At 52.8% G+C, this 22,550-nt stretch carries 21 protein-coding genes; 9 read left to right on the forward strand and 12 right to left on the reverse strand.

The features are described from left to right. Positions 1-28 precede the first annotated feature (28 nt). On the reverse strand, positions 29-709 hold the full coding sequence (gene tesA / locus NAL19_RS05580; RefSeq protein WP_263059668.1) for a multifunctional acyl-CoA thioesterase I/protease I/lysophospholipase L1: 681 nt from the start codon (positions 707-709) through the stop codon (positions 29-31). Here tesA and ybbA point away from each other — a divergent pair. Both ybbA and ybbP read left to right on the forward strand, forming a co-directional pair. Continuing rightward, entirely contained in the window at positions 635-1,366 is a 732-nt protein-coding gene (ybbA, locus tag NAL19_RS05585) for a putative ABC transporter ATP-binding protein YbbA (protein WP_052198332.1), read from the forward strand. The genes tesA and ybbA overlap by 75 nt on opposite strands. Next, the gene (ybbP, locus tag NAL19_RS05590; RefSeq protein ID WP_263059026.1) at positions 1,363-3,792 is read left to right on the forward strand and encodes a putative ABC transporter permease subunit YbbP; all 2,430 of its coding nucleotides are present in this window, start codon (positions 1,363-1,365) and stop codon (positions 3,790-3,792) included. Before ybbA ends, ybbP begins: the two co-directional genes overlap by 4 nt. Before the next feature lie 332 nt (positions 3,793-4,124). Here ybbP and speG read toward each other — a convergent pair whose 3' ends face one another. From speG to purM, 5 genes are all read right to left on the reverse strand, one after another. Next, positions 4,125-4,700 carry a spermidine N1-acetyltransferase gene (gene speG / locus NAL19_RS05595; RefSeq protein WP_263059027.1) on the reverse strand — a complete coding sequence of 192 codons (576 nt, stop codon included), beginning with the start codon at positions 4,698-4,700 and terminating at the stop codon, positions 4,125-4,127. Between the two features lie 167 nt (positions 4,701-4,867). Next, a complete protein-coding gene (locus tag NAL19_RS05600; protein ID WP_263059028.1) occupies positions 4,868-7,018 on the reverse strand; it encodes a TonB-dependent siderophore receptor in 2,151 nt (716 codons plus the stop codon). Continuing rightward, positions 7,011-8,117: an ABC transporter substrate-binding protein gene (locus NAL19_RS05605; protein WP_263059029.1), complete on the reverse strand. Its 1,107-nt coding sequence runs from the start codon at positions 8,115-8,117 to the stop codon at positions 7,011-7,013. The genes NAL19_RS05600 and NAL19_RS05605 overlap by 8 nt, the downstream gene beginning before the upstream one ends. A gap of 275 nt (positions 8,118-8,392) precedes the next feature. Continuing rightward, positions 8,393-9,031, reverse strand: a complete 639-nt coding sequence (gene purN / locus NAL19_RS05610; protein WP_225087279.1) for a phosphoribosylglycinamide formyltransferase — start codon at positions 9,029-9,031, stop codon at positions 8,393-8,395. Continuing rightward, entirely contained in the window at positions 9,031-10,068 is a 1,038-nt protein-coding gene (gene purM, locus NAL19_RS05615; protein WP_015839417.1) for a phosphoribosylformylglycinamidine cyclo-ligase, read from the reverse strand. Before purM ends, purN begins: the two co-directional genes overlap by 1 nt. A 336-nt stretch (positions 10,069-10,404) precedes the next feature. Between purM and upp the strand changes: the two genes are divergently transcribed. The 3 genes from upp (at position 10,405) to hda (ending at position 13,436) form a co-directional block, all read left to right on the forward strand. Next, on the forward strand, positions 10,405-11,031 hold the full coding sequence (gene upp, locus NAL19_RS05620) for a uracil phosphoribosyltransferase (protein WP_180742314.1): 627 nt from the start codon (positions 10,405-10,407) through the stop codon (positions 11,029-11,031). Positions 11,032-11,339: 308 nt separating this feature from the next. Next, positions 11,340-12,629, forward strand: coding sequence for a uracil permease (uraA, locus tag NAL19_RS05625; RefSeq protein ID WP_014914592.1), 1,290 nt, complete (start codon positions 11,340-11,342; stop codon positions 12,627-12,629). A gap of 99 nt (positions 12,630-12,728) precedes the next feature. Further along, a complete protein-coding gene (gene hda / locus NAL19_RS05630; RefSeq protein WP_180742315.1) occupies positions 12,729-13,436 on the forward strand; it encodes a DnaA inactivator Hda in 708 nt (235 codons plus the stop codon). A 78-nt stretch (positions 13,437-13,514) separates the two neighbouring features. On the opposite strand, the gene arsC is transcribed toward hda, so the two are convergent. From arsC to NAL19_RS05660, 6 genes are all read right to left on the reverse strand, one after another. Continuing rightward, positions 13,515-13,907 (reverse strand): arsenate reductase (glutaredoxin), encoded by a 393-nt coding sequence (arsC, locus tag NAL19_RS05635; protein WP_263059669.1) that lies wholly within the window; start codon positions 13,905-13,907, stop codon positions 13,515-13,517. Positions 13,908-13,921: 14 nt separating this feature from the next. Continuing rightward, complete coding sequence (locus NAL19_RS05640; RefSeq protein ID WP_411561417.1) at positions 13,922-15,358, reverse strand: M48 family metalloprotease; 1,437 nt, start codon at positions 15,356-15,358, stop codon at positions 13,922-13,924. 179 nt (positions 15,359-15,537) lie between these two features. Further along, positions 15,538-16,200, reverse strand: a complete 663-nt coding sequence (locus NAL19_RS05645) for a DUF4276 family protein (RefSeq protein ID WP_263059670.1) — start codon at positions 16,198-16,200, stop codon at positions 15,538-15,540. Beyond that, entirely contained in the window at positions 16,197-17,294 is a 1,098-nt protein-coding gene (locus NAL19_RS05650; RefSeq protein ID WP_225087284.1) for an AAA family ATPase, read from the reverse strand. Before NAL19_RS05650 ends, NAL19_RS05645 begins: the two co-directional genes overlap by 4 nt. Before the next feature lie 199 nt (positions 17,295-17,493). Continuing rightward, positions 17,494-17,961: a thioredoxin-dependent thiol peroxidase gene (gene bcp, locus NAL19_RS05655; protein ID WP_015839422.1), complete on the reverse strand. Its 468-nt coding sequence runs from the start codon at positions 17,959-17,961 to the stop codon at positions 17,494-17,496. A 123-nt stretch (positions 17,962-18,084) separates the two neighbouring features. Further along, complete coding sequence (locus tag NAL19_RS05660; protein ID WP_263059671.1) at positions 18,085-18,636, reverse strand: glycine cleavage system transcriptional repressor; 552 nt, start codon at positions 18,634-18,636, stop codon at positions 18,085-18,087. A 420-nt stretch (positions 18,637-19,056) separates the two neighbouring features. Here NAL19_RS05660 and NAL19_RS05665 point away from each other — a divergent pair, with 420 nt between their 5' ends. The 4 genes from NAL19_RS05665 (at position 19,057) to bamC (ending at position 22,455) form a co-directional block, all read left to right on the forward strand. Continuing rightward, the gene (locus tag NAL19_RS05665; RefSeq protein WP_263059034.1) at positions 19,057-19,869 is read left to right on the forward strand and encodes an AraC family transcriptional regulator; all 813 of its coding nucleotides are present in this window, start codon (positions 19,057-19,059) and stop codon (positions 19,867-19,869) included. 76 nt (positions 19,870-19,945) lie between these two features. After that, positions 19,946-20,308, forward strand: a complete 363-nt coding sequence (locus NAL19_RS05670) for a cupin domain-containing protein (protein WP_225087286.1) — start codon at positions 19,946-19,948, stop codon at positions 20,306-20,308. Positions 20,309-20,522: 214 nt separating this feature from the next. Then, positions 20,523-21,401 carry a 4-hydroxy-tetrahydrodipicolinate synthase gene (dapA, locus tag NAL19_RS05675; RefSeq protein ID WP_180742319.1) on the forward strand — a complete coding sequence of 293 codons (879 nt, stop codon included), beginning with the start codon at positions 20,523-20,525 and terminating at the stop codon, positions 21,399-21,401. Between the two features lie 16 nt (positions 21,402-21,417). Further along, positions 21,418-22,455: an outer membrane protein assembly factor BamC gene (gene bamC / locus NAL19_RS05680; protein WP_225087287.1), complete on the forward strand. Its 1,038-nt coding sequence runs from the start codon at positions 21,418-21,420 to the stop codon at positions 22,453-22,455. Positions 22,456-22,550 lie beyond the last annotated feature (95 nt).

Below are 22,550 nucleotides of genomic sequence, written 5' to 3' on the forward strand. Positions count from 1 at the left end.
AACTTTACCTAATTCAAAAGCCTATTTATTAAGACTCATGGTTAACTAAGGGTTCCAGCTGCTTCGCCATCCATTCTGCGATAAACGGTTGGGCATCCTGGGTTGGATGGATGCCATCTTCCATCATCCACTCCGGTTTAAGATACACCTGCTCCATAAAGAAAGGCAGCAGCGGAAGCGCAAACTGCTCCGCTAATTTGGGGTAGATATTGCTGAATGACTCGGTATAGCGACGGCCATAGTTGGTCGGCAAACGGATCTGCATGAGCAGCGGCTGAGCGTTAGCCTGTTTGACCAGCGTGATGATTTTCGTCAGATCTTGCTCAATGTTAGGGGCCGGAAATCCCCGAAGGCCATCATTGCCGCCCAGTTCAATCAATACCCAACGCGGCTGATGCTGTTGCAACAGGGCAGGAAGACGCGCCAGTGCTTGCGCGGTGGTGTCTCCACTAATACTGGCGTTAACCACCGCGACGCCTTTTTTCTGCGTCTGCCACTGTGTGTTCAATAGCGTTGGCCATGCGTTAGCGATCGGCATCTGATAGCCCGCACTGAGGCTATCGCCCAGAATTAATAATGTGTCAGCGGCGAAAGCGCGTACGCTGCATAATCCCAGAAGCAAAAGGACGAAAACATGTTTGCGAAGACCAGCCCAGCGAGTGCTACGCCAAGCGAAACTGCGCACGTAGAAAACATTCTTGAAGTTCATCATCTTAGTAAGCACGTTGGTCAGGGAGAAAATCGGCTTTCCATCCTTACCGGAGTTGAGCTTATTGTCAAACCTGCGCAGACAATTGCCCTGATTGGCGAATCCGGTTCGGGCAAGTCAACGTTGCTGGGGATTCTGGCCGGGCTGGATGATGGCACAGAGGGCGAGGTGAGCCTGATGGGCAAATCGCTAAACGCGCTGGATGAAGAAGGCCGTGCGGCGCTGCGTGCTCAGCATGTGGGTTTTGTTTTTCAGTCTTTCATGCTGGTGCCGACGCTGAATGCGTTGGAGAACGTGCAATTACCTGCGTTGCTGCGCGGTGAAAGCGACAGCCATAGCCGTGGGCAGGCTGAACAGCTTTTACAGCAGCTCGGGCTAGGTGAGCGCTTACATCATCTTCCTGCCCAGCTTTCCGGTGGTGAACAGCAGCGGGTGGCGCTGGCGCGGGCGTTCAGCGGTCGTCCCAACGTCTTGTTTGCTGATGAACCGACCGGAAATCTGGATCGTAAAACCGGTGAGCGCATCGTTGATCTGCTGTTTTCCCTCAATCGCGATTATGCCACCACGTTGATTCTGGTGACGCACGATGAGCAACTGGCGGCACGCTGCGAGCGGCGTCTGCGGTTAGTCGATGGCAAGCTGCGGGAGGACGCATGATCTGGCGGTGGTTCTGGCGCGAATGGCGCTCTCCTTCCTTACTGATTGTCTGGCTGGCGTTAACGTTGGCCGTTGCCTGCGTGCTGGCGCTGGGCACGATCAGCGACCGCATGGAAAAAGGGCTCAGCCAGCAGAGCCGTGATTTTCTGGCGGGTGATCGCGTGCTGCGTGCCTCGCGGCCCGTGGCGGAAGCCTGGCTTCAGGACGCGCAGCAGCGCGGGCTGACGCTCAGCCGACAAATTTCCTTTATGACCATGACGTTCGCGGGCGATACGCCGCAGCTGGCGCAGGTTAAAGCCACCGACCAGCGCTATCCGCTGTACGGCAATTTGCAGACGCGTCCGGAAGGGCTGCATGCGGAGGCGGGAACCGTGCTAGTGGCGCCGCGTCTGCTGGCGTTACTTGGGCTGAAAGTCGGTGACATGCTGGACGTCGGCGATACTTCCCTGCGCATTAGCGGCGAGCTGATTCAGGAGCCGGATGCCGGCTTCAATCCGTTTGAGACCGCGCCGCGTATTCTGATGAATCTGGATGATGTCGAGAAAACCGGTGCGATTCAGCCGGGGGGACGCATTACCTGGCGCTACATGTTTTCCGGCAATGAGAAGCAAATTAGTGACTTCGGTAACTTCATCAAACCCCAGCTTAAGCCCGATCAGCGCTGGTATGGCATGGAAGATTCCGAAGGCGCATTAAGCCAGTCGTTAAAACGGTCGCAGCAGTTCCTGTTGCTGTCGGCGCTGCTGACGCTGTTGCTGTCTATCGCCGCGGTGGCGGTGGCGATGGGGCACTACTGTCGTAGCCGCTATGATTTGGTCGCCATTCTAAAAACGCTGGGTGCAGGCAAACAGGCACTGAGGCGATTAATCATCGGGCAGTGGCTTTCCGTGCTGGGCTTGGCGGCGATTTGTGGCAGCGTACTTGGCTTAGGGTTTGAAGCGCTGTTGATGAAAATGCTGGCGCCCGTGCTGCCTGCCTCGTTGCCCGCTTCCGGGCTGTGGCCGTGGGTATGGGCGCTGGGATCGCTGGTGCTGATCTCGCTGCTGGTTGGGCTACGCCCTTATCGGCTGCTGCTGGCGACACAGCCACTGCGCGTATTGCGTCAGGATGTGGTAGCGAACGTGTGGTCGCTGCGCTATTACCTGCCGATCGTCCTGCTTATTGTCGTCGGGCTGCTGGCGGTATTGTCCGGTGGCGGCGTGCTGCTGTGGTCACTGCTCGGCGGAATGGCAGTGCTGTCGCTACTGTTGGGCGTCATTGGCTGGGGCGGTTTGCTGCTATTACGGCGTCTGACGGTGAAACGGCTGGCGCTACGTCTGGCCATTAACCGATTGCTGCGCCAGCCGTGGTCGACGCTCAGCCAGTTGGCCGCCTTTTCGTTGTCCTTCATGCTCTTGGCGCTGCTGCTGGTGATGCGCGGTGATTTGCTGGAGCGCTGGCAACAGCAATTGCCGCCGGGCAGCCCGAACTATTTCCTGCTGAATATCACGAAGGAACAGGTGCCACAAATAGAGGATTTCCTCTCTCAGCATGACGTGACGCCGGAGCAATTCTTCCCGATTATTCGTGCGCGGCTAACGGAGATTAATCAGCAGGTTGCGACGGAAGTGATCCACGAGGACGATCCGGGCGGCAACACGGTGAACCGTGAACTGAACCTGACCTGGATGAACGGGATTCCGCAGCATAACGTACTGGTGGAAGGCGACGCGCCGAAGGCGGGCGAAGTCTCGATGGAAGCAAAAGAAGCCAAAGAGATGGGGATCAAGATTGGCGATACGCTGACCTTTACCGGCGACACGCAGCCGTTTAGTGCCACAGTCACCAGCTTCCGTCAGGTCGACTGGGAAAGTCTGCGTCCGAATTTCTTCTTTATTTTTCCGGTGGGGGCGTTGGACAACCAGCCACAGTCCTGGCTGACCAGCTTCCGTTACGACGGCGATGAAAAGATGATTACGCAGTTGAACCGCCAATTTCCGACGGTGAGCGTGCTGGATATCGGCAGTATTCTGCGTCAGGTTGGGCAGGTCTTGCAGCAGGTAAGCCGCGCGTTGGAGATCATGGTCATTCTGGTACTGTTCTGTGGCGTACTGCTGTTGCTGGCACAGATCCAGGTCGGGATGCGTCAGCGACGTCAGGAACTGATGGTATACCGCACGTTGGGTGCCGGGTTACGCCTGCTGCGCACCACGTTGTGGTGTGAGTTTGCTGTTCTGGGACTGGTGGCGGGAACGGCAGCGGCGATTGGTGCAGAATCGGCGCTGTGGCTGTTGCAGCGTAAGGTCTTCAACTTCGCCTGGGAACCGAACGTCACGATGTGGATAACGCTCCCGTTAATTGCGGCGTTCCTGCTGTCGCTCTGCGGCGGCTGGTTGGGGCTACGGCTATTACGCGGCAAAGCACTGTTCCGCCAGTTCGCGGGGTAATATTGCGTATAAGAATACGCCATTTTCTCTGGGACGAATTGCTATGCAAACGCAGAGAAAGTTTCGTGCGCAGTACCGCCGCCACGTTTATGCAAAACCTTATAAGCGCCCGACGCAGGGCGCTCAAGCGCCGCAGCCCTGCGAACCCTGGCTTCTGGCTAAATTATGCCGCTACGCGGTTCCATCGGTGTTCATGACCGCTAATCGAGCCGCCAGTGACGCGTTCCCTACGCGGCACTGGCTTTCGCGACGTCCTGTCGCTCACTCGGCGGTCAAGCTCACCGCTGCATAATTTTTGATGCCGGATAACAGAGAAAATCGATCTTTTTACCTTACTGGCTGATAGCACTCCCCGGGGCTTGGCCGCCGGTTCTCGTCACGGTTTTGTGTTTCGCCAGATATTGGTGCTGGAAAATGCACATGCGGATCGTGTTGCGGTATTCACCGTTGATGAAAAACTCGTGGATCAATTCGCCTTCTACCTCAAACCCTAGTTTGCTGTAGATGTGGATCGCTTTCTTGTTTTCCTTATCCACAATCAAATACAGCTTGTAGAGGTTCAATACCGAGAAGCCGTAATCCATCGCCAGCTTGGCTGCCGCGCTGGCATAGCCGTGGCCTTGATAGGCCGGGTCGATAATGATCTGAAATTCCGCGCGACGGTGGATGTGGTTAATCTCCACCAGCTCAACCAGGCCTACTTTGGTCTGCTCATGTTCAATAATGAAGCGCCGCTCGCTCTGGTCATGAATATGCTTGTCGTACAGATCGCTGAGTTCGACAAAGGCCTCGTAAGGCTCTTCAAACCAATAACGCATCACACTGGCATTGTTATCCAATTGATGAACGAAAGTGAGATCGTCCCGCTCCAGCGGTCGTAGCCGAACGGAATTGCTCGTACCGGACATAGTGAATCCTTAATTGATAAAAGAGACGTGAAACGGCATTGCCGGAGTCACGCTGGCATGAATATGCCAACGCTAGTATAGCGGCGGGGAGGCGGGGGCTGAACGCTGAATGTGACGTGAAAAATAGCACGATGCCCCGCATCGGTGAAATGCGGGGCGAAAGGGCATTAGAAATCGACGCTGGCGCGCAGCACCACCTGACGCGGTTCGCCAACGGCGACTCGCAGATTATTACCGCTTGACGGGTAATAGGTTTGATCGAACAGGTTCTTCACGTTGAGCTGCCATTTCACCTTGTAGCCGTTGAGCGGCAGGCTGTAAGCAACAAATGCGTCGGCAACGATGTAATCATCCAGATAGAAGCTGTTTGCCGCATCACCTGCACGACGGCTGACATAGCGAGCGCCTGTACCGGCACGGAGATCGTCACCAGATGCCAAGCCAATATTGCCAAAATCCTGTGTTAGGAATAGCGAGGCGGTATGACGGGCAGCGTTGCTCATCCGTTTGCCTTCATTTTTCGGATCGGCGGTGACGCGAGCATCGGTATAGGCGTAAGAGCCGATCAGACTTAATGAATCGGTAATGTTGCCTGCCAGATCCAGTTCAACGCCTTGTGAACGTACGGAGCCTGCGGTGCGCGTTACCGTCTGGCCATTGATGAGCTCATCGACCATCACGTTTTGTTTTTCAATATCGAACAAGGCTACGTTACCCGTAATACGGTTGGGCAGATCCCATTTGGCACCGAGTTCGTAAGAACGCCCTAATTCTGGTGGTAGCGAGCCGATTTGCGTTGCAATAGAGGAGTTGGGTTTAAATGATTCACTGTAGCTGGCGTAAAGGGATGAATAGGTCGTCAGGCTGTAGATGATGCCTGCACGTGGGACGACGCGACTGTAGGTACTATCTGTTCGCGTGACAAATGGACGACCTTTACCCGCCATCACATCGAAGGTGTCATAACGCAGACCACCCAGCAATTGCCAGCGATCGTTAAGACGAATGGTGTCTTGCATAAAGAACGCTTTGCTGTCGATATTTTCACGCTGATCGCTCTCTGAGGCGATGACGCGTGTGGAGGCGGCTAACTGACCATAAACGGGGTTATAGATATTGAAGGCCGTATTGTTTGTCCCACGGATCATATCACCACGGAATGTTCTGTCCGCTTCGTAATCAAAGCCAAACAATAACTGGTGATTGATACGTCCCCAGTCTACATCGCCATTTGCGGTCAGTTGCACGATCTGCGCCTGAGAATGTGCGTAAGCGGTAGCGTCGGCTCGACGAGTGAGTATTCCTGTGTCGGCGTCATAGCTCATCGCCCGCGCCTGATTGTCGCTGTAGCGGTTGCGGTTATACGAATAGGTCAGGCTGCTTTTCCAGCGATCATTCAGGTTGCGGTCAACCTGCATGGTGACGCTGTCCTGATCGCCGCGAGTCGCATTGTAACTTTCATCAAAGCGACGATCGCGCGGCGTATTAACCGGCTTGCCCGTCTTCGGATCGATAATGGTGCCGCGATCGAAAGGCGTCAGGTATTCCATATGTTCGTAGGATACACGCACGGTGGTGTCTTCACCGTACCACATCAATGACGGTGCAAGTGTCGTTTGGCGATTACGCCCGAAGTTGCGCCAGTAGTCGGTTTCATCATGATCGACCACCATACGGTAAGCCAAACCGGATGTGCCTAATGGGCCGGTGACGTCCAACTGTCCGCCGCCGCCTTTGAAACTGCTTCCCCAGCCTTCAATGTGTGTTTTCTGTACCAGCTCGGGTTTTTTACTGATGATATTGATGACGCCGCCGGGTTCGCCCATGCCATAGAGCATGGAAGCTGGGCCTTTCAACACTTCGACGCGTTCGCTGCTGGGGGTAAAGTTGCGTGCCTGAATAGAGCGCACGCCGTCACGAAAGATCGAGCCGTCGCGGTTATCGCCGAAGCCGCGTTTGATGATGGCATCTTGCGTGCCCCCCAGCGTATTCGACTGTGTAATACCGCTGACGTTATACAGTGCTTCATCAATATTGCGAACTGCACGATCTTCAAGCACTTGCGTGGGGACGACGTTGACCGCCTGTGGCACATCCAGCAGATGGCTTTCGGTACGGGTTCCTGTTACCGTTTTATGGGGCTGATAGCCTGTTTCTTTTCCTGCTTGATCGCCCGTCGTGGCGTTCACCACCATCGTGTCTTCTTTGCCATCAACAGTTTTGTTATTAACAATGGCTGCCTGAATGCTAAACGGCAACAGTGCCAGCAGCGGCCAGCTGTGGCGTAACGGGGTCTTTTTTATAGCAAACTTATTCATGCGAAATCTGACTCCAATAAATCCCTGAAAATTCAATAGGTAAAAACTGTTGATAGAGTTGTTGTAGTGTTTGTTGCGGATCGATATCGGCGAACCGATCCGGGTAGAGCGCCTTGGCAAACATTTCGACCATCACGACGTGGTACGGGCTGAGGTAGAAGTTGTGCCACATGCTCCAGGCACGGCCTGTTTGCACGGCTTGCAGGTGAGACAAAATAGGTTCCTGACGGATAAGTGTGTCGAAGCTCTCTTTCGCCTGCGCGGCGTTAACCAGCGGGCCGAGCATCAAGCTGGAGAAACGTTTTCCCTCCGGACCGGCCATACCGGTGGCGATGTAGACATCGGGATTAGCGGCCAGTACGCGCTCTGGACTCAATTCCCCGTAGACGCTGCTGATCGTGCCGCTGGCAATATTCTCGCCACCGGCGAAAGTCAGCAGGTCGCCAAGGCTGCCGCCGACCGCCGTGGTACAGCAGGTGTCTCGTCTGCCCAGATGCAAATGCAGCATGACCGTCGGTTTTTTACCGTGATAGTGCGCGATACGCTGGCGCACCACGTCCATATGCTGCTGATAGAAATTGCTGAAGGTGGTCGCGCGCTGGGCCTGATCCAGCACCTCGCCAAGCAAACGAATACTGGGCAACGTGTTGTTAAGCAGATCGATACGCAGATCGACATAAATAAACGGGATCCCTGCACGAGTCAGCGTTTGTTGCAGGAGATCTTCATTGGCCGCGTTTTTTGCCAGACGGGGCAGAATGACCAGATCGGGTTTTAGCGGTAGCAGCATCTCTGCGTTCATCGCTTGCAGGCTGCCGTTGCCTAACTGTGGGATCTGGGTGAGCTGCGGGAATTTTTCGGTATAGCGTGACCAGCTTTGCGCATCGTAGCGCGCCATATCGCCCGGCCAGCCGACGACACGCTTTGCCGGGTTATCCGGTTGAAGCAGCGCCAGCGTATACAGCATGCGACTCTCGCCCAGAATGATGCGCTGGGGGCTGTCTGGGATCTCTACCTGTCGACCCAAAATATCAGTGACGGTTTTTGCCTGCAAAAGCGGGCTGAGAAAAAGCAGGCAAAGCAGTAGGGCAGTACGCATGATGGAGTTCACAGAATTTAGGATGGGGAAAGATAATCATTGTCATTTTCGTTTTCAACCGATGAAAAGTACGTGTAATGACGGCTGATAGAAATGTTGTTTTTTATCTGAGAGTTAGTGGTTTCTTCGTAAAGATTAGTAAATATTTAAAGCGTAGAGAGAGGGGAACAGCGGTGCCTGACGTGGATACGGAAAGAAAGAGGCGGATAAGAAGAGGTGAGAGGGGGGGAAGTAAGGCTCCGTAGTGGGAGCCTTACTGAAATGAGCAGACAGAATTACTCGGCAGCGTAGCCCTGTGGGGGAATACGCACGCTGTCCAGCCAGGCTTCATTATCCCGCATCACCAGTCTGCCATTCAGGAACCAGTTAATGACCATCGGATAAATCGTGTGCTCGTGCGTTTTCACGCGCTCGCTCAGGCTTTCTTCGGTGTCATCACTAAATACTGGCACCTTCGCTTGCAGAATCAGTGGACCGCCATCCAATTCATCGGTGACAAAATGTACGGAAGTCCCGTGTTCCCGATCGCCATTTTCCAGCGCCTTGCGGTGCGTATGCAGGCCGGGATACTTAGGTAGCAGAGAAGGGTGAATGTTCAGCATTTTGCCTGCAAACTGAGCAACAAATTCCGGGCTAAGAATCCGCATGTAACCCGCTAAGATCACCAGCGCCGGCTCATGTTGCTCAATTTCATTTGCCAGCGCGGCATCAAATGCAGCGCGATCGGCAAAATCTTCAGGGTTCAGGACGAACGTCGGAATATCCGCATTCTGTGCGCGTTCTAACCCGTATGCCTCCGCATTATTACTGAATACGGCGGCGATCTTTCCTTTGAGACGTCCGTTCTTACTGGCGTCAATCAACGCCTGCAAGTTGCTTCCATGACCTGAAATCAGCACAACGATGTTTTTCATCAGTTAATAACCACTGCGTCTCCGGCATCGGTTTGAGTAATGACGCCGATTTTCCATGCGTTTTCGCCGCTGCTGTTGAGTAATGCAACGGCCTCGTCTGCCTGTTCGGCTGGCAGTGCGATGATCATACCAACACCGCAGTTAAAAGTACGATACATTTCATGGCGGCTGACATTCCCAGCCTGTTGCAGCCAGTTGAAAACCGCAGGCCATTGCCAGCTGGATTCGTCGATAGTTGCCTGCATACCTTCTGGCAGAACGCGTGGGATATTTTCCCAGAAGCCGCCGCCGGTCAGGTGAGAAATCGCATGAACGTCCACTTTCTCAATCAGGGACAGGATGGATTTCACGTAGATTTTGGTCGGTGCCAGCAGGTGGTCGGCCAGCGGTTTGCCTTCCAGCTCGAACTGCTCTGGATCGGTTTTGCTGACTTCAAGCACTTTGCGTACCAGAGAATAGCCGTTTGAGTGGGGGCCGCTGGACGCGAGGGCAACCAGCACATCACCGTTCTGGACTTTGCTGCCGTCGATGATTTCTGATTTTTCTACCACACCGACGCAGAAGCCAGCTACGTCGTAGTCTTCGCCGTGGTACATGCCCGGCATTTCGGCGGTTTCGCCACCAACCAGCGCACAGCCTGATTGTTTACAGCCTTCTGCGATACCAGTAATCACGCTGGCAGCCGTATCAACATCCAGTTTGCCTGTAGCGTAATAGTCGAGGAAGAACAGCGGCTCTGCGCCCTGAACCACCAGATCGTTCACGCACATCGCAACCAGATCGATACCAATGGTATCGTGGCGTTTCAGATCCATCGCCAGGCGCAGTTTGGTGCCGACTCCGTCAGTGCCGGAAACCAGAATCGGTTCGCGGTATTTTTGCGGTAAGGCGCACAAGGCACCGAAACCACCCAATCCACCCATAACTTCCGGGCGACGAGTCTGTTTCACTACACCTTTGATACGGTCGACCAATGCATTACCTGCATCGATATCCACGCCTGCGTCTTTATAACTGAGAGAGGTTTTGTCGGTCACTGCTGAGTCCCCACGAAGGTTACGGGTCGTATTCAGAAAACACGGTATTGAGAAAACATACTGTGGTAAAAATAATGCGCGCTAATTCTAACAGTGTAGGCAATCGTTTGCGAGTGATGAGTCATCGGCGGGCTATTTTTCGTTAACGGCAACAATTTCTCTTCTCGGTTGATCTGGATCAGGCTTAATCGTATGGCGCTAAGCAAAAAAGGCGGTATAATCCCGCGATTTTTTTACGACGGGCTCTTGTGCCCGCCGCCCTGCGGGCCGCCGCAAGCGGTGTTTAAAAACGCGCTTGGCGTTTTTGTCCGTCCACTAGCCGATGGGGAGATAAAGATGAAGATCGTCGAGGTGAAACACCCACTCGTCAAACACAAACTGGGTTTGATGCGAGAGAACGATATTAGCACGAAGCGTTTTCGTGAGCTGGCTTCCGAAGTGGGAAGTTTACTGACTTATGAAGCCACCGCCGATCTGGTCACTGAGAAGGTCACCATTGATGGCTGGTGCGGTCCGGTTGAAGTCGATCAGATCAAAGGCAAGAAAATTACCGTCGTACCAATTCTGCGTGCAGGGTTGGGGATGATGGAAGGCGTGCTGGAAAATGTCCCTAGCGCGCGTATCAGCGTTGTCGGCATCTATCGTGATGAAGAAACGCTGGAGCCTGTTCCTTATTTCCAGAAGCTGGTGTCCAATATCGAAGAACGCATGGCGCTGGTGGTTGACCCCATGCTGGCGACCGGCGGCTCAATGATCGCGACGATCGATCTGCTGAAAAAAGCAGGCTGTCACAGCATTAAGGTGTTGGTGCTGGTCGCGGCGCCAGAAGGGATTGCCGCACTGGAAAAAGCCCACCCGGATATTGAGCTTTACACGGCATCCATTGATAAAGGCCTCAACGAGCAGGGTTACATCATGCCGGGCCTGGGCGATGCGGGCGATAAAATATTTGGTACGAAATAACAGGTAAGCCGACTTATTAGTCGGCTTTTTTTTGGCGGGAACCTAAGTATTTCCTATGGTTCGCCACTGCCTGTGTTAGGCCATAGTCGGTTTTTTTATTACATCAGCAGTCAACATCATCCTGCTTCACCACGGTGGGGCGGGGTAAGTCTGGCTGTAAATAAGAAGTGCGGTATACCTGCACACATAAATAGCAATACTAGATAACAACACGACATAACAACACGACATAACAACACGACATAACAACACGACATAACAACACGACATAACAACACGACATAACAACACTACAGAGGATATTGAAGATGACTCGTCGCGCCATCGGGGTAAGTGAACGACCACCCTTGTTACAAACCATCCCGTTGAGTTTCCAGCATCTGTTTGCGATGTTTGGCGCTACCGTTCTGGTACCCATTCTGTTCAAGATTAATCCGGCCACCGTACTGTTATTCAACGGTGTCGGTACGCTGCTGTATTTATTCATTTGTAAGGGAAAAATCCCGGCCTATCTGGGATCGAGCTTCGCGTTCATTTCTCCGGTTTTACTGCTATTACCACTGGGATATGAAGTCGCGCTGGGCGGCTTCATTATGTGCGGCGTGCTGTTTTGTCTGGTGGCGCTGATTGTTAAGAAAGCGGGGACTGGCTGGTTGAATGTGTTGTTCCCGCCTGCGGCGATGGGAGCGATCGTCGCGGTTATCGGCCTTGAACTGGCCGGTGTGGCGGCGGGAATGGCAGGGTTACTGCCTGCCGATGGCGCTTCTGTCGATTCCACTGCGGTGACGATTTCACTGGCGACACTGGCGATCACCATTCTGGGATCGGTGCTGTTTCGTGGTTTCCTGGCGATCATTCCAATTCTGATCGGGGTGCTGGCAGGCTATGCGCTGTCGTTTGCGCTGGGCGTGGTGGATTTGACTCCGATTCGTGAAGCTCACTGGTTCGCGATGCCGACATTCTATACGCCGCGTTTTGAGTGGTTTGCCATTCTGGCGATTCTGCCTGCGGCGCTGGTGGTGATTGCAGAACACGTCGGCCATCTGGTGGTGACGGCGAATATCGTGAAGAAAGATTTGATGCGTGAACCGGGGCTGCACCGCTCCATGTTCGCCAACGGCATTTCTACCGTGCTGTCCGGCTTCTTTGGCTCCACGCCGAACACAACCTATGGCGAAAATATCGGCGTGCTGGCAATTACCAAAGTGTACAGCACCTGGGTGATCGGCGGTGCGGCGATCCTCGCGATTCTGCTCTCCTGCGTGGGTAAACTGGCGGCGGCGATTCAGGCTGTACCCGTTCCCGTCATGGGCGGCGTATCGCTGCTGCTGTACGGCGTAATCGGGGCGTCTGGTATTCGTGTGCTGATTGAATCCAAAGTGGATTACAACAAAGCGCAAAACTTGATCCTGACTTCCGTGATTCTGATCATCGGCGTCAGCGGTGCGAAAGTGCATTTGGGTGCAACCGAGCTGAAAGGCATGGCGCTGGCGACCGTTGTCGGTATCGGGATGAGCCTGGTATTTAAGGTCATTAGCCTGTTCCGCAAAGAGGAAGAGATCCTCGATGCGCCGGAAGAGAACGACGCTCGTTCATAACCGCGTCAGTTTCCTTGTTGAGGCCGTGCATATCGCGTCCTCAACAGGGCTTGGTTTCTGTGATAAACTCGATCCGATTTCCTGCCCGTTTTGCTTGAGGTGATTCTGAACACGCCGGCACAGCTTTCATTGCCACTCTACTTACCCGATGACGAAACCTTTGCCAGTTTCTATCCGGGTGAAAACGCGTCTCTTCTTGCCGCCATCAATAATGCTTTGCATCAGGAGCATGGCAGCTACATCTATTTTTGGTCACGCGAAGGGGGCGGGCGCAGCCATCTGCTGCATGCTGCCTGCGCTGAGCTGTCGCGTCAGGAACGCGCGGTGGGCTATGTGCCGTTAGATAAACGCGCCTACTTTGTGCCGGACGTGCTGGAAGGCATGGAACAACTGGCGCTGGTGTGTATCGATAATATTGAATCGATTGCGGGTGATGAAGAGTGGGAAATGGCCGTGTTTAATCTGTATAACCGCATTCAGGAAACAGGACGTGCCCGGCTGTTGATTACTGGCGATCGTCCGCCACGGCAGCTGAATTTACGTCTGCCCGATCTGGCTTCCCGTCTCGATTGGGGACAAATCTACAAGCTACAGCCGCTGTCGGATGATGAGAAAGGGGAAGCGCTACAGCTGCGTGCCAGACTGCGCGGGTTTGAATTGCCGGAAGACGTGAGCCGTTTTCTGCTTAAGCGTCTGGATAGAGAAATGCGGACGTTATTTATGACGCTCGATCAGCTCGACCATGCTTCCATCACTGCACAGCGCAAGCTGACCATACCTTTTGTGAAAGAGATCCTCGGTCTGTAGTTAACGATCGTTGTTAAAAGATCGCCGTTGAGGATCGTTCACGCCTCTCGTTTACCGCTATTCTCTGACAGCCATTTTTTACAACGACAGAATCTCCAGCACCTGTTCCGGCGGACGGCCGATACGCGCCTGGCCGTGTGCCACGACGATGGGTCGCTCGATAAGCTTCGGATTATCGATCATCGCCTGAATCAGCTGCGCTTCCGTCAGCGTGGCGTCGGACAGCCCCAACTGCTGATAAATCTCTTCTTTGGTTCGCATCAATTCGCGTGCGCTGTTAAAGCCTAGCTGCCGGATGAGCTGCGCCAGCGTCGCGGCATCGGGCGGCGTGTCGAGATAGAGCACGACGTTCGGTGTAACATGATGCTCCTGCAACAGTGCCAGCGTTTCGCGGCTCTTGGAGCAGCGCGGGTTATGGTAAATCGTCACGGCGGGTTGGGGGGAATGAAGTTGGGGTGAAGATTGTGTCATCATCATGTTCCTTATCAGGACTTCTGGTACTGGCGGAAACGCTGTTGCAACTGACGAAACTGGTCGATGCGGGCGTCGTAGCGCGCCTGTTCCAGACTCCCCAATTTAACCAGTGAGCTCGCGTTGCTCAGTAGTCGAATGGCTTGATCGAGCTGGCCGTTGAGCGCCAGACTCTCTGCTCGTGCGGCCAGTTCTTCCGCCCGCTGTCCTTGTGCGGCTGCGGCTTGTGCCAGCAGATCCCAGCCGTTTGAGTCGTCAGGGTGTGCGTAGGTGTAGCGATACAGTATTTTGCTGGCGGCAGCAGGCTGTTTCCCTTCCACATAGGCATTCGCCAGATTAAGCTGAAGTACCGGATTGGCCTGCGCGCCAGGCGCGTTTTGTAAGCGGCTGATCGCCTGCGATGCGCGGTTTTGTCCCAGATCGATATCGGTCATCATATCCAGAAACCACGGATTTTCAGGCGCGTTGCTTAGCAGTGGTTGCAGCACATTACGTGCCTCATCGTACTTTTTCGCCTGATAAAACTGAATCGCTCGACCGTACTTCGCCGCCAATTGCTCCCGCACGTTGCCTTTCTCCCATTGCTCCAGCAGATCGTTGCTCAGCGGGCGATCGGGTGAGCCATACATGCCAAAGGTACGTATTTTGGCGAACAGGAAATCCTGAGAAGATTGCACTGGCGTCGAGCGCATCTGGTTGGCACGGTTGCGGGCGTCAGACAGCCGGCTTTCCGGCAACGGGTGAGTCAGCAACATTTCCGGTGGCCTTGAGGCATAACGCGATTGGTCAGCCAGTTTTTGCAGGAAATTCGGCATGGCTTGCGGATCGAAGCCCGCACGCTGCAACACCTGAATCCCAATACGGTCTGCTTCTTGTTCATTTGCCTGCGTGAACGTAATCATGCCCTGCTGCGCACCCGCCAGCGTGCCGCTGAGCGCGGCCATCCCTAACTGGGGATTGGCCATCGCCAGCAGAATGGAGCCGAAAGCGCCGACCCAGGTGAGCGGGGCGTTACGCTGCTGTGATTCCATGCTGCGTGCCAGATGGCGCTGGGTAACGTGGGAGATTTCATGCGCCAGCACGGAAGCCAGTTCGCTTTCGCTATCGGCATAGCGGAACAGCGCGGAATGCAGCACCACGTTGCCGCCAAAGAAGGCGAAGGCGTTGATATCATCATTACGGATCAGATAGAAATGGAACTGAGTACGTACCGAATCGGCCTGTTTGACCAATCTGTTGCCGAGCTGATTAATGTAATTGGACAGCAGCGGATCGTTGATAAGCGGTGCACCTGCGCGCAACTGGCGGACGTAAAAATCACCCATCGCCAGTTCCTGATTGATACTGAGCGTGCCGCCCGCGGTGGTGCCGATGTCCGGTAGCCGATCCTGCGTGTCGGCCTGAGCGGGAAGCAGGTTGCCAGCCAGTAATGCCCCGAGCAGGACAGACATGACCGTTTTTCTTAACCGAATAGACATAACGGAAGATAACCTTTATCAACAGCTAACGTGAAAGCATTCTGCCAACTATCTTAGCCAGCGATGGCAGACAAAGAAATGCCCGAGCGGGAAAAACGTGGTGAAGGTGGAAGTCCGCATGGAAGATATCTCATCTCACAGAGATAAATCTATCAGGGTTGAGGCGGTTTCAATGCTTCCAGACGCTGTAGCCAGCCGTCAAAGTGAGGACATTGCCGACGAATCGTATCAAGCCCGATATCAGCGGCAATCAGCGGCCCATGCAGTGTCTTTTGATATTCCGGTATTGCTGCAAGAATACGTTTTGACGGAGCGGTTTGTGGGCTATTGTTAATGGATTCAGGAGAATCGAATGCAAGCTTAATATTGTTAAGTTCAATTATCGGCTTTTTTTCTTCAAGCCAGTCTGCGAATTTTTCTGTGTCGCAAAATAGCAACGCTTCAAACTCATGTAATAAAAAATTGGCGATAAAATTAGGCTGAGCAATATCGGCATCAAAGGCGTTTTCCAAATCTTCGATCCACGAATATATATCTTCATTAACAGATTTGCCTTGCCCAACCATTGGGAAATCAGTCGGGAGGCCATAATAATCAATCAGGGTGGTTACCCAGGCTTTCTTATCTTGCTGACACAGCCTGGTTATTTGATGTTTCACTTTTCCATAGCTGACAATTCCACCTTTATGCCCTCGGCTGGTTTGTGCCAAGATCGCGTTAAGGTAAATGCCCTGTTGTGCAAAGTAAGGAGCCAACGTATCACGAACAAATGTTTCTTCCGTTTGTCCTTCAACAAAAACATTAATCCTCGTCATGAGTATCGTTGTGGCCTCCCGCCAAGTATGTTTTTCTTCCACAGCTCTCCTAAACTGTAATCTTCCAGCCACTCTTGCAGTGAATCTTGATCCAAACGTTTAAACGTGGAGGCGCCAAGATGTTTATCCACGACGATCAAATCTTCGGCTTCGAATTCATTAACCAACTCAACAGATTGTGTTGAAACAATAAGTTGGTGCTGTTCACTGGCACTTCTGATGAGTGCGGCGAGTACGCTGATAGCATAAGGGTGCAAGCCTAATTCTGGCTCATCGATAATGATAGCGCTGGGCATGTAGGTTTCTGGCTGGAGCAGCACTGTAGCCAGCAGAATAAAACGTAACGTGCCATCGGATAGTTCATGGGCTTTAAATGGGATATCCTGATCTCTTTCGACCCATTCAAGCTGAATGCTTTCGAGGTTATCCGGCGTTGGGCGGAGATAAAAATCGCCAAAGAAAGGAGCGACCATTTGGATCGTTTTTACGATACGTTGGTAGTGTTCGGTGTGATTTTTTTGCAGACGAAATAGAAATGCGGCCAGATTGGCACCGTCTTCTCGTAAATAGTCATTATCATTAATACGGTGGATTTGTTTGACTCGGGCGCTTTCACTGGTGTCATGGAAATGGTACACCCGCCAGCGACGCATGGCAGGAAGCGTGTACTTTTTTATATTCGAACGATGTTGCTCGGCTAAGGATTCAAAATGCCCTGAGTTAACGCCATTATCGCCATTAAGGTTCCACCATAACGCCTCTCGCTGGAACATCATACGGTTGTCGTTGGTGGGTTCTAGTGCGAATTTATAACCGTTATTTCCGAAATAGAGTTCGCCTTTCAGCACTTCCGTTTTTTTACGGCCAAAATGTAATAATGCATCAGGGCCACCAGACTTACTGATTAACAGTTGTAACCGCTGATCCAATAATGTGGCGATGAGTCGGAAAAAGCCAATGAAATTCGACTTCCCAGCACCATTTGCGCCAATCAGCACATTCAGGCAGCCCATACGCAGATCGCAGCTAGCAATTGATTTGTATCCTTCAATTACTATATGGCTTAGATGATCGCTTTTGGTTACCGTTTTCATGGTGATTTTATTGCCTTATTTGACTGAGTTACTCGCATCTCACGATGACGTTGTATGTTGGTCTACTGTGGTATAGCAGAAAGAGAAGGTGAGGTCTTGTGCCGCCTATCTGATTTAACGAACTATCGTGAGCGTTTTTCCAGAATCAGGAAAAACCGGCACCTATGACGGTGCCGGTGGAAAATCTGAAAGCGGTGAATCAGGCGTTTTTCAGATAATCAAGAACGATGTCGTGGTGGTTGCTGGTTTTGAAGTCGTCAAAAACCTTCTCTACCTTACCGTTTTCATCGATCAGGAAACTGATGCGATGAATACCGTCATAGGTTTTCCCCATGAAGGTTTTTTCTCCCCAAACGCCAAATCCTTCTGAAACCTGATGATCTTCATCAGAAAGCAGCGTGAAATTTAAGACTTCTTTCTCGACGAAACGGGACAGTTTTTCTGATTTGTCCGTGCTGATACCGAGAACTTCAACACCATATTTTTTCAGATCGTCCATGTTGTCGCGCAGACCGCAGGCTTGAACGGTGCATCCTGGCGTCATCGCTTTAGGGTAGAAATACACCAATACTTTCTGTCCCTGGAAGTCGGTTAAATTTACTTGTTCGCCATCTTGGTCGGGCAAGCTAAATTTCGGTGCAATATCACCGGCTTTCAGTGTGTTCATCACGACTCTCCGTCTTGTTTCTCTTCATGCTGTGGATATGCCCATGCCCTTTGCAATAATAATGGCAACGTTATGCCATTGGGTCCAAATGCTATTGAGCCCAAATGCTATTGAGCCCAAATACTATTGAGCATAGTTAACGACGCTAATACTGCCTTGTGCGTTCAATTCTGTACATAGCTGATGAAAGGCTGGCTCAATAATTGAGCTATCCAACGGGGTAGAACTGTGTGCGGCAATCTGAATGTACAGTTGCGGCGGTTTTTCACCCTCGGCGGGCTGCGTTTTTGAAACCAGCTCAGCAATATTTAACTGATGGGAATCGAACAAATCGGTAAAACGCTCAATGATGTGAGGGGAGTCGACAACGTCAACTTTCACCCAGACGGTCGAAGGCGTCGGCTGGCTAGCCTGTGACTCCGTCCGCTTCATCACGATCAGCAAATCCATCTCCGCGCCTTTCAGCGGCAGGGTTGATTCGATCAGTGTTATCGCGTTCCAGCTACCGGATAGCAGCATAATGAAGGTGAACTCTTTGCCCAGCATAGCAAGACGGCTATCTTCGATATTGCAGCCACAGCTACTGACGTGGCGGGTAATCGCATTGACAATGCCGGGGCGATCAACCCCCAGAGCGGTAATAACCAGATAGTATTCTTGTGAGCTTGGCAACATCATGCTTCCTGTCTTTTTTCCCATTAATCACATGGTAAACATAAAAAATTGCCTGGAGCAATTTTTAACGCCGCTTGCGGCGGCCCGAAGGGTGGCGGGCAGGGATAGCCCGCCATAAAAAGCCTGGAGCAATTTTTAGAGGTTGCTGACAAAGTCCGTAGAGCGGGATTAACGGATAGATCGTAAAGACGCTGCAAGTACCTCCCTGTAAGCTCGGATTGCGCCATCCCTGGCGCAAACGCTTTACTTTTCTATTCCGTTACTCCCGTTTTCATTCGGCAAATAGGTTTGTCAACGGTCTGAAAAAATTGCCTGGAGCAATTTTTAACGCCGCTTGCGGCGGCCCAGACACTATTTCGTGATTGTAGGGATTCCGCGTTATGGTATGTGTTGGTAACCAAAGACAAAGCGCCTTTCATCATGCGACGGCATCAAATAAATAACGATTGGGTAAAGCAGGCTCAGCATCCCGCCTCGTTCGAACGAATTGAGGCTTTCTTCCGTGGACACGGTTACGATCCCCATCGGCACGATACCTATGCGATTGGGCGGACGTTATCCGGCGTGCAGCGCTTTCACTATCGTGGCAGTTTGTGCAATAGCGTGCCGGGGGGAACGCTGGTGCTTCACCCGGATGAGATCCATGACGGCGAGGCGGGTTCCGCCGACGGTTTTCAGTACCGCATGATTTACGTTGAGCCCGCGCTGATTCAAAAAATACTCGGTGGCAAACCCTTGCCCTTCGTTAACGGTGGCATATCCAACGATCCACGCCTGTTTGCGGCAACAGAACCGTTGCTCAGAGCCATGGAAGAGGCGTTTGATGAGCTAGAAGAAGATGATGTGCTCTACGAGCTGGCACTGGCGCTGTCAGCCGTGGGTGGACAGCGGCATCCGCGGCGTTTGTTCGACTATCACGCGGCTGAGCGGGCGCGTGAATATATTCATGATGCCTTTGATAAGACCATTACGCTTGATGCGTTGGCGCAGGTGAGCGGGCGGGATCGCTGGAGCCTGACGCGTGATTTCCGCGCACTCTTCGGCACGACGCCGTACCGCTACGTCACCATGCGCCGTCTCGAACACTGTCGGCGGCTCATGCTGGCCGGTGACAGCCTCGTCGATATTGCTGCTCAGGCGGGTTTCGCAGACCAAAGCCATATGACGCGTCATTTCGTGAAGGCATTTGGCCTTTCTCCAGGCCACTGGCAGCGCATGTTCAAGACCCCTTAGCTTGCTTGCACAATCGTTCAATACAGCCGGTACTGTGCTTCGCTAGTCTGGGGGCGTCATCATAAGGAGAAACGGTATGTATAAATCCATTAATTTTGCCCAAAAGTTAGCGTTATTCGACGATCATTGGCAGCCGAAAGTGATCGCTGAGATGAATGACTATCAGTTCAAAATCGTTAAAATTCAGGGCGATTTTATCTGGCACTCTCATCCCGAAACGGACGAAACGTTCATCGTGCTGGAAGGCCAACTGAGAATTGATTTTCGTGATGGCGATGTGCACATCAATGCCGGGGAAATGTACGTTGTTCCACGCGGCGTTGAACATAAGCCTTATGCCGAGCACGAAGTAAAAATGCTGCTGATTGAACCGAAAGGCGTACTGAATACCGGTCATGAAGGCGGCGAGCGGACGGCTGAAAATGATATCTGGATTTGAACGGCTGAGTAAAAATTAACCTGAAACGTCCCGCGAGTGACGGATAAGTCGCAGTAAACGGGCTGCTTTTGTACCAAAACGTCAGAAGCATTTTTAATTTCGTTTACTGCGTCATAAAAAAACCTGCGTCAGACACCGACAACGCCCTTGTCCGCTTGCTTTTGCATAGAAGTCAAAAGTACCATGAAGCACTTGTTTGTGGAGGGGATGGCCAATGTTTACGGGAAGTATTGTTGCGCTGGTTACGCCGATGGACGCCAAAGGCGCCGTCGATCGGGCGAGCTTGAAAAAACTGATTGATTATCATGTCGCTAGCGGTACATCGGCGATTGTCTCTGTCGGCACGACGGGTGAATCCGCCACGCTGAGCCATGACGAACATGGCGATGTCGTGATGCTGACGCTGGAACTGAGCGACGGACGCATTCCTGTCATCGCTGGCACGGGTGCTAACGCGACCGCTGAAGGCGTTTCACTGACTAAACGCTTTCATGGCACAGGCGTCGTTGGTTGCCTGACGGTCACACCGTACTACAATAAACCGACGCAGGAAGGCCTCTACCAGCACTTCAAAGCGATTGCCGAGCATACCGATCTGCCACAAATCCTGTATAACGTACCTTCCCGCACTGGCTGCGATATGCTGCCAGAAACCGTTGCCCGTTTGTCTGAAGTGAAAAATATTGTCGCAATTAAAGAAGCGACGGGGAACTTAAGTCGGGTAAGCCAGATCCAAGAGCTGGTTAGTGAAGACTTCATTTTGCTGAGCGGCGATGACGCCAGCGGTCTGGACTTTATGCAACTCGGCGGTAAAGGTGTGATTTCCGTAACGGCGAACATTGCCGCACGCGAAATGGCGGAACTTTGCAAGCTGGCGGCGCAGGGCAATTTTGTCGAAGCGCGCCGTTTAAATCAGCGCCTGATGCCTCTGCATCAGAAATTATTTGTTGAACCCAATCCTATTCCGGTGAAGTGGGCCTGTAAGGAATTGGGACTCATGGCGACCGATACGCTGCGCCTGCCGATGACACCGCTGACCGATGCCGGTCGTACGGTGATGGGGCAAGCACTTAAGCAAGCGGGTTTGCTGTAATCGTTAGGGAGATTTAATGAGTTATTCATTACAAAAGTCGATGGTGGCGAAAGTTGTTGGCATATCACTTGTGATGTTGCTTGCGGCTTGTTCCACCGATCAGCGCTATAAGCGTCAGGTGAGTGGCGATGAATCCTATCTGAAGGCACCGGCGCTGCACGCGCTGAATACGCCGGCCGGGATGATTTTACCGGTGCAGAACGGGGATTATGATATACCGCCAGTTACCCTGAATGGCGCGGTCGGCAAGGAGCTGGATATTCGTCCTCCTGTGCAGCCATTGGCCTTGTTGAATGGTTCTCGCACCCAGATCTCTGGAGATACGGCAACGCTGTTGTTAGAAAACAGCGCGCAAAACAGCCAGCTCTGGTCTCAGGTTATCCGCGTGTTGCAAGACAAAGCGTTCACTATTGCCAGCCGTCAGGACGCCAGCCAAACGCTGACAACCGACTGGATCTCATGGCCGCGTGAAGATGAAGACGTACCGTATCAAGGGCGTTATCAGATCGCCGTACAGCAGCAGGGCTATCAGGTCGCTCTGATCGTGAAGCTGCTGGGATTACAATTGAACGGCCAGCCAGTGACGACGGGCGATCAGGCTCAGCGTTACACCGGCCTGATGCTGAATGCGCTCAGTAATGGTCTGGATGCTCAGGCAACCGCACGCGAAAACGCACTGGCAAACCGCACCATTGGTTCGCTGGATGTGCAAAGCGGGGCGGATGACACGGGTCTGCCACTGCTGATTGTACGCGGTCCGTACACGGTGGTGTGGGATCGTCTGCCAGCCGCGCTGAGTAAAATCGGAATGGAAGTTAGCGATCGCAGCCGGCCGCAGGGTTCAGTTTCCGTCAAGTACAGAGCACCGAGCGGCGGAACCTGGGATGACCTGGGCGCGAAAAATCCTGAATTGCCTAACGGCGATTACAAATTGCAGGTCGGCGATTTAGATAACCGCAGCAGTCTGCAATTTATCGACGCCAAAGGGCATACGCTAACCCAGTCTCAGAACGATGCGCTGGTGGCCGTATTCCAGGCGGCGTTTAGTAAATAACGCATAAACCAAGGGTCGGATTATCCGACCCTTCTTCATTCAACAATCTCTACCCGAATTGACGGGCGCTATCGGCAACCGTTTGGGGAAGCGTT

The organism is Pectobacterium sp. F1-1 (assembly GCF_025643735.1).
GTDB classification, from domain to species: Bacteria; Pseudomonadota; Gammaproteobacteria; order Enterobacterales; family Enterobacteriaceae; genus Pectobacterium; species Pectobacterium colocasium.

Excerpts from the sequence above, each read along its gene's own strand:
- arsC (WP_263059669.1), bottom strand. The coding sequence starts at position 13,907 with ATGACACAATCTTCACCCCAACTTCATTCCCCCCAACCCGCCGTGACG.
- NAL19_RS05665 (WP_263059034.1), top strand. The coding sequence starts at position 19,057 with ATGCGACGGCATCAAATAAATAACGATTGGGTAAAGCAGGCTCAGCAT.
- bamC (WP_225087287.1), top strand. The coding sequence starts at position 21,418 with ATGAGTTATTCATTACAAAAGTCGATGGTGGCGAAAGTTGTTGGCATA.
- speG (WP_263059027.1), bottom strand. The coding sequence starts at position 4,700 with ATGTCCGGTACGAGCAATTCCGTTCGGCTACGACCGCTGGAGCGGGAC.
- uraA (WP_014914592.1), top strand. The coding sequence starts at position 11,340 with ATGACTCGTCGCGCCATCGGGGTAAGTGAACGACCACCCTTGTTACAA.
- NAL19_RS05640 (WP_411561417.1), bottom strand. The coding sequence starts at position 15,358 with ATGTCTGTCCTGCTCGGGGCATTACTGGCTGGCAACCTGCTTCCCGCT.
- NAL19_RS05660 (WP_263059671.1), bottom strand. The coding sequence starts at position 18,636 with ATGTTGCCAAGCTCACAAGAATACTATCTGGTTATTACCGCTCTGGGG.
- NAL19_RS05670 (WP_225087286.1), top strand. The coding sequence starts at position 19,946 with ATGTATAAATCCATTAATTTTGCCCAAAAGTTAGCGTTATTCGACGAT.
- upp (WP_180742314.1), top strand. The coding sequence starts at position 10,405 with ATGAAGATCGTCGAGGTGAAACACCCACTCGTCAAACACAAACTGGGT.
- tesA (WP_263059668.1), bottom strand. The coding sequence starts at position 709 with ATGAACTTCAAGAATGTTTTCTACGTGCGCAGTTTCGCTTGGCGTAGC.
- ybbA (WP_052198332.1), top strand. The coding sequence starts at position 635 with ATGTTTGCGAAGACCAGCCCAGCGAGTGCTACGCCAAGCGAAACTGCG.
- purN (WP_225087279.1), bottom strand. The coding sequence starts at position 9,031 with ATGAAAAACATCGTTGTGCTGATTTCAGGTCATGGAAGCAACTTGCAG.
- NAL19_RS05600 (WP_263059028.1), bottom strand. The coding sequence starts at position 7,018 with ATGAATAAGTTTGCTATAAAAAAGACCCCGTTACGCCACAGCTGGCCG.
- bcp (WP_015839422.1), bottom strand. The coding sequence starts at position 17,961 with ATGAACACACTGAAAGCCGGTGATATTGCACCGAAATTTAGCTTGCCC.
- NAL19_RS05650 (WP_225087284.1), bottom strand. The coding sequence starts at position 17,294 with ATGAAAACGGTAACCAAAAGCGATCATCTAAGCCATATAGTAATTGAA.
- NAL19_RS05605 (WP_263059029.1), bottom strand. The coding sequence starts at position 8,117 with ATGCGTACTGCCCTACTGCTTTGCCTGCTTTTTCTCAGCCCGCTTTTG.
- NAL19_RS05645 (WP_263059670.1), bottom strand. The coding sequence starts at position 16,200 with ATGACGAGGATTAATGTTTTTGTTGAAGGACAAACGGAAGAAACATTT.
- dapA (WP_180742319.1), top strand. The coding sequence starts at position 20,523 with ATGTTTACGGGAAGTATTGTTGCGCTGGTTACGCCGATGGACGCCAAA.
- ybbP (WP_263059026.1), top strand. The coding sequence starts at position 1,363 with ATGATCTGGCGGTGGTTCTGGCGCGAATGGCGCTCTCCTTCCTTACTG.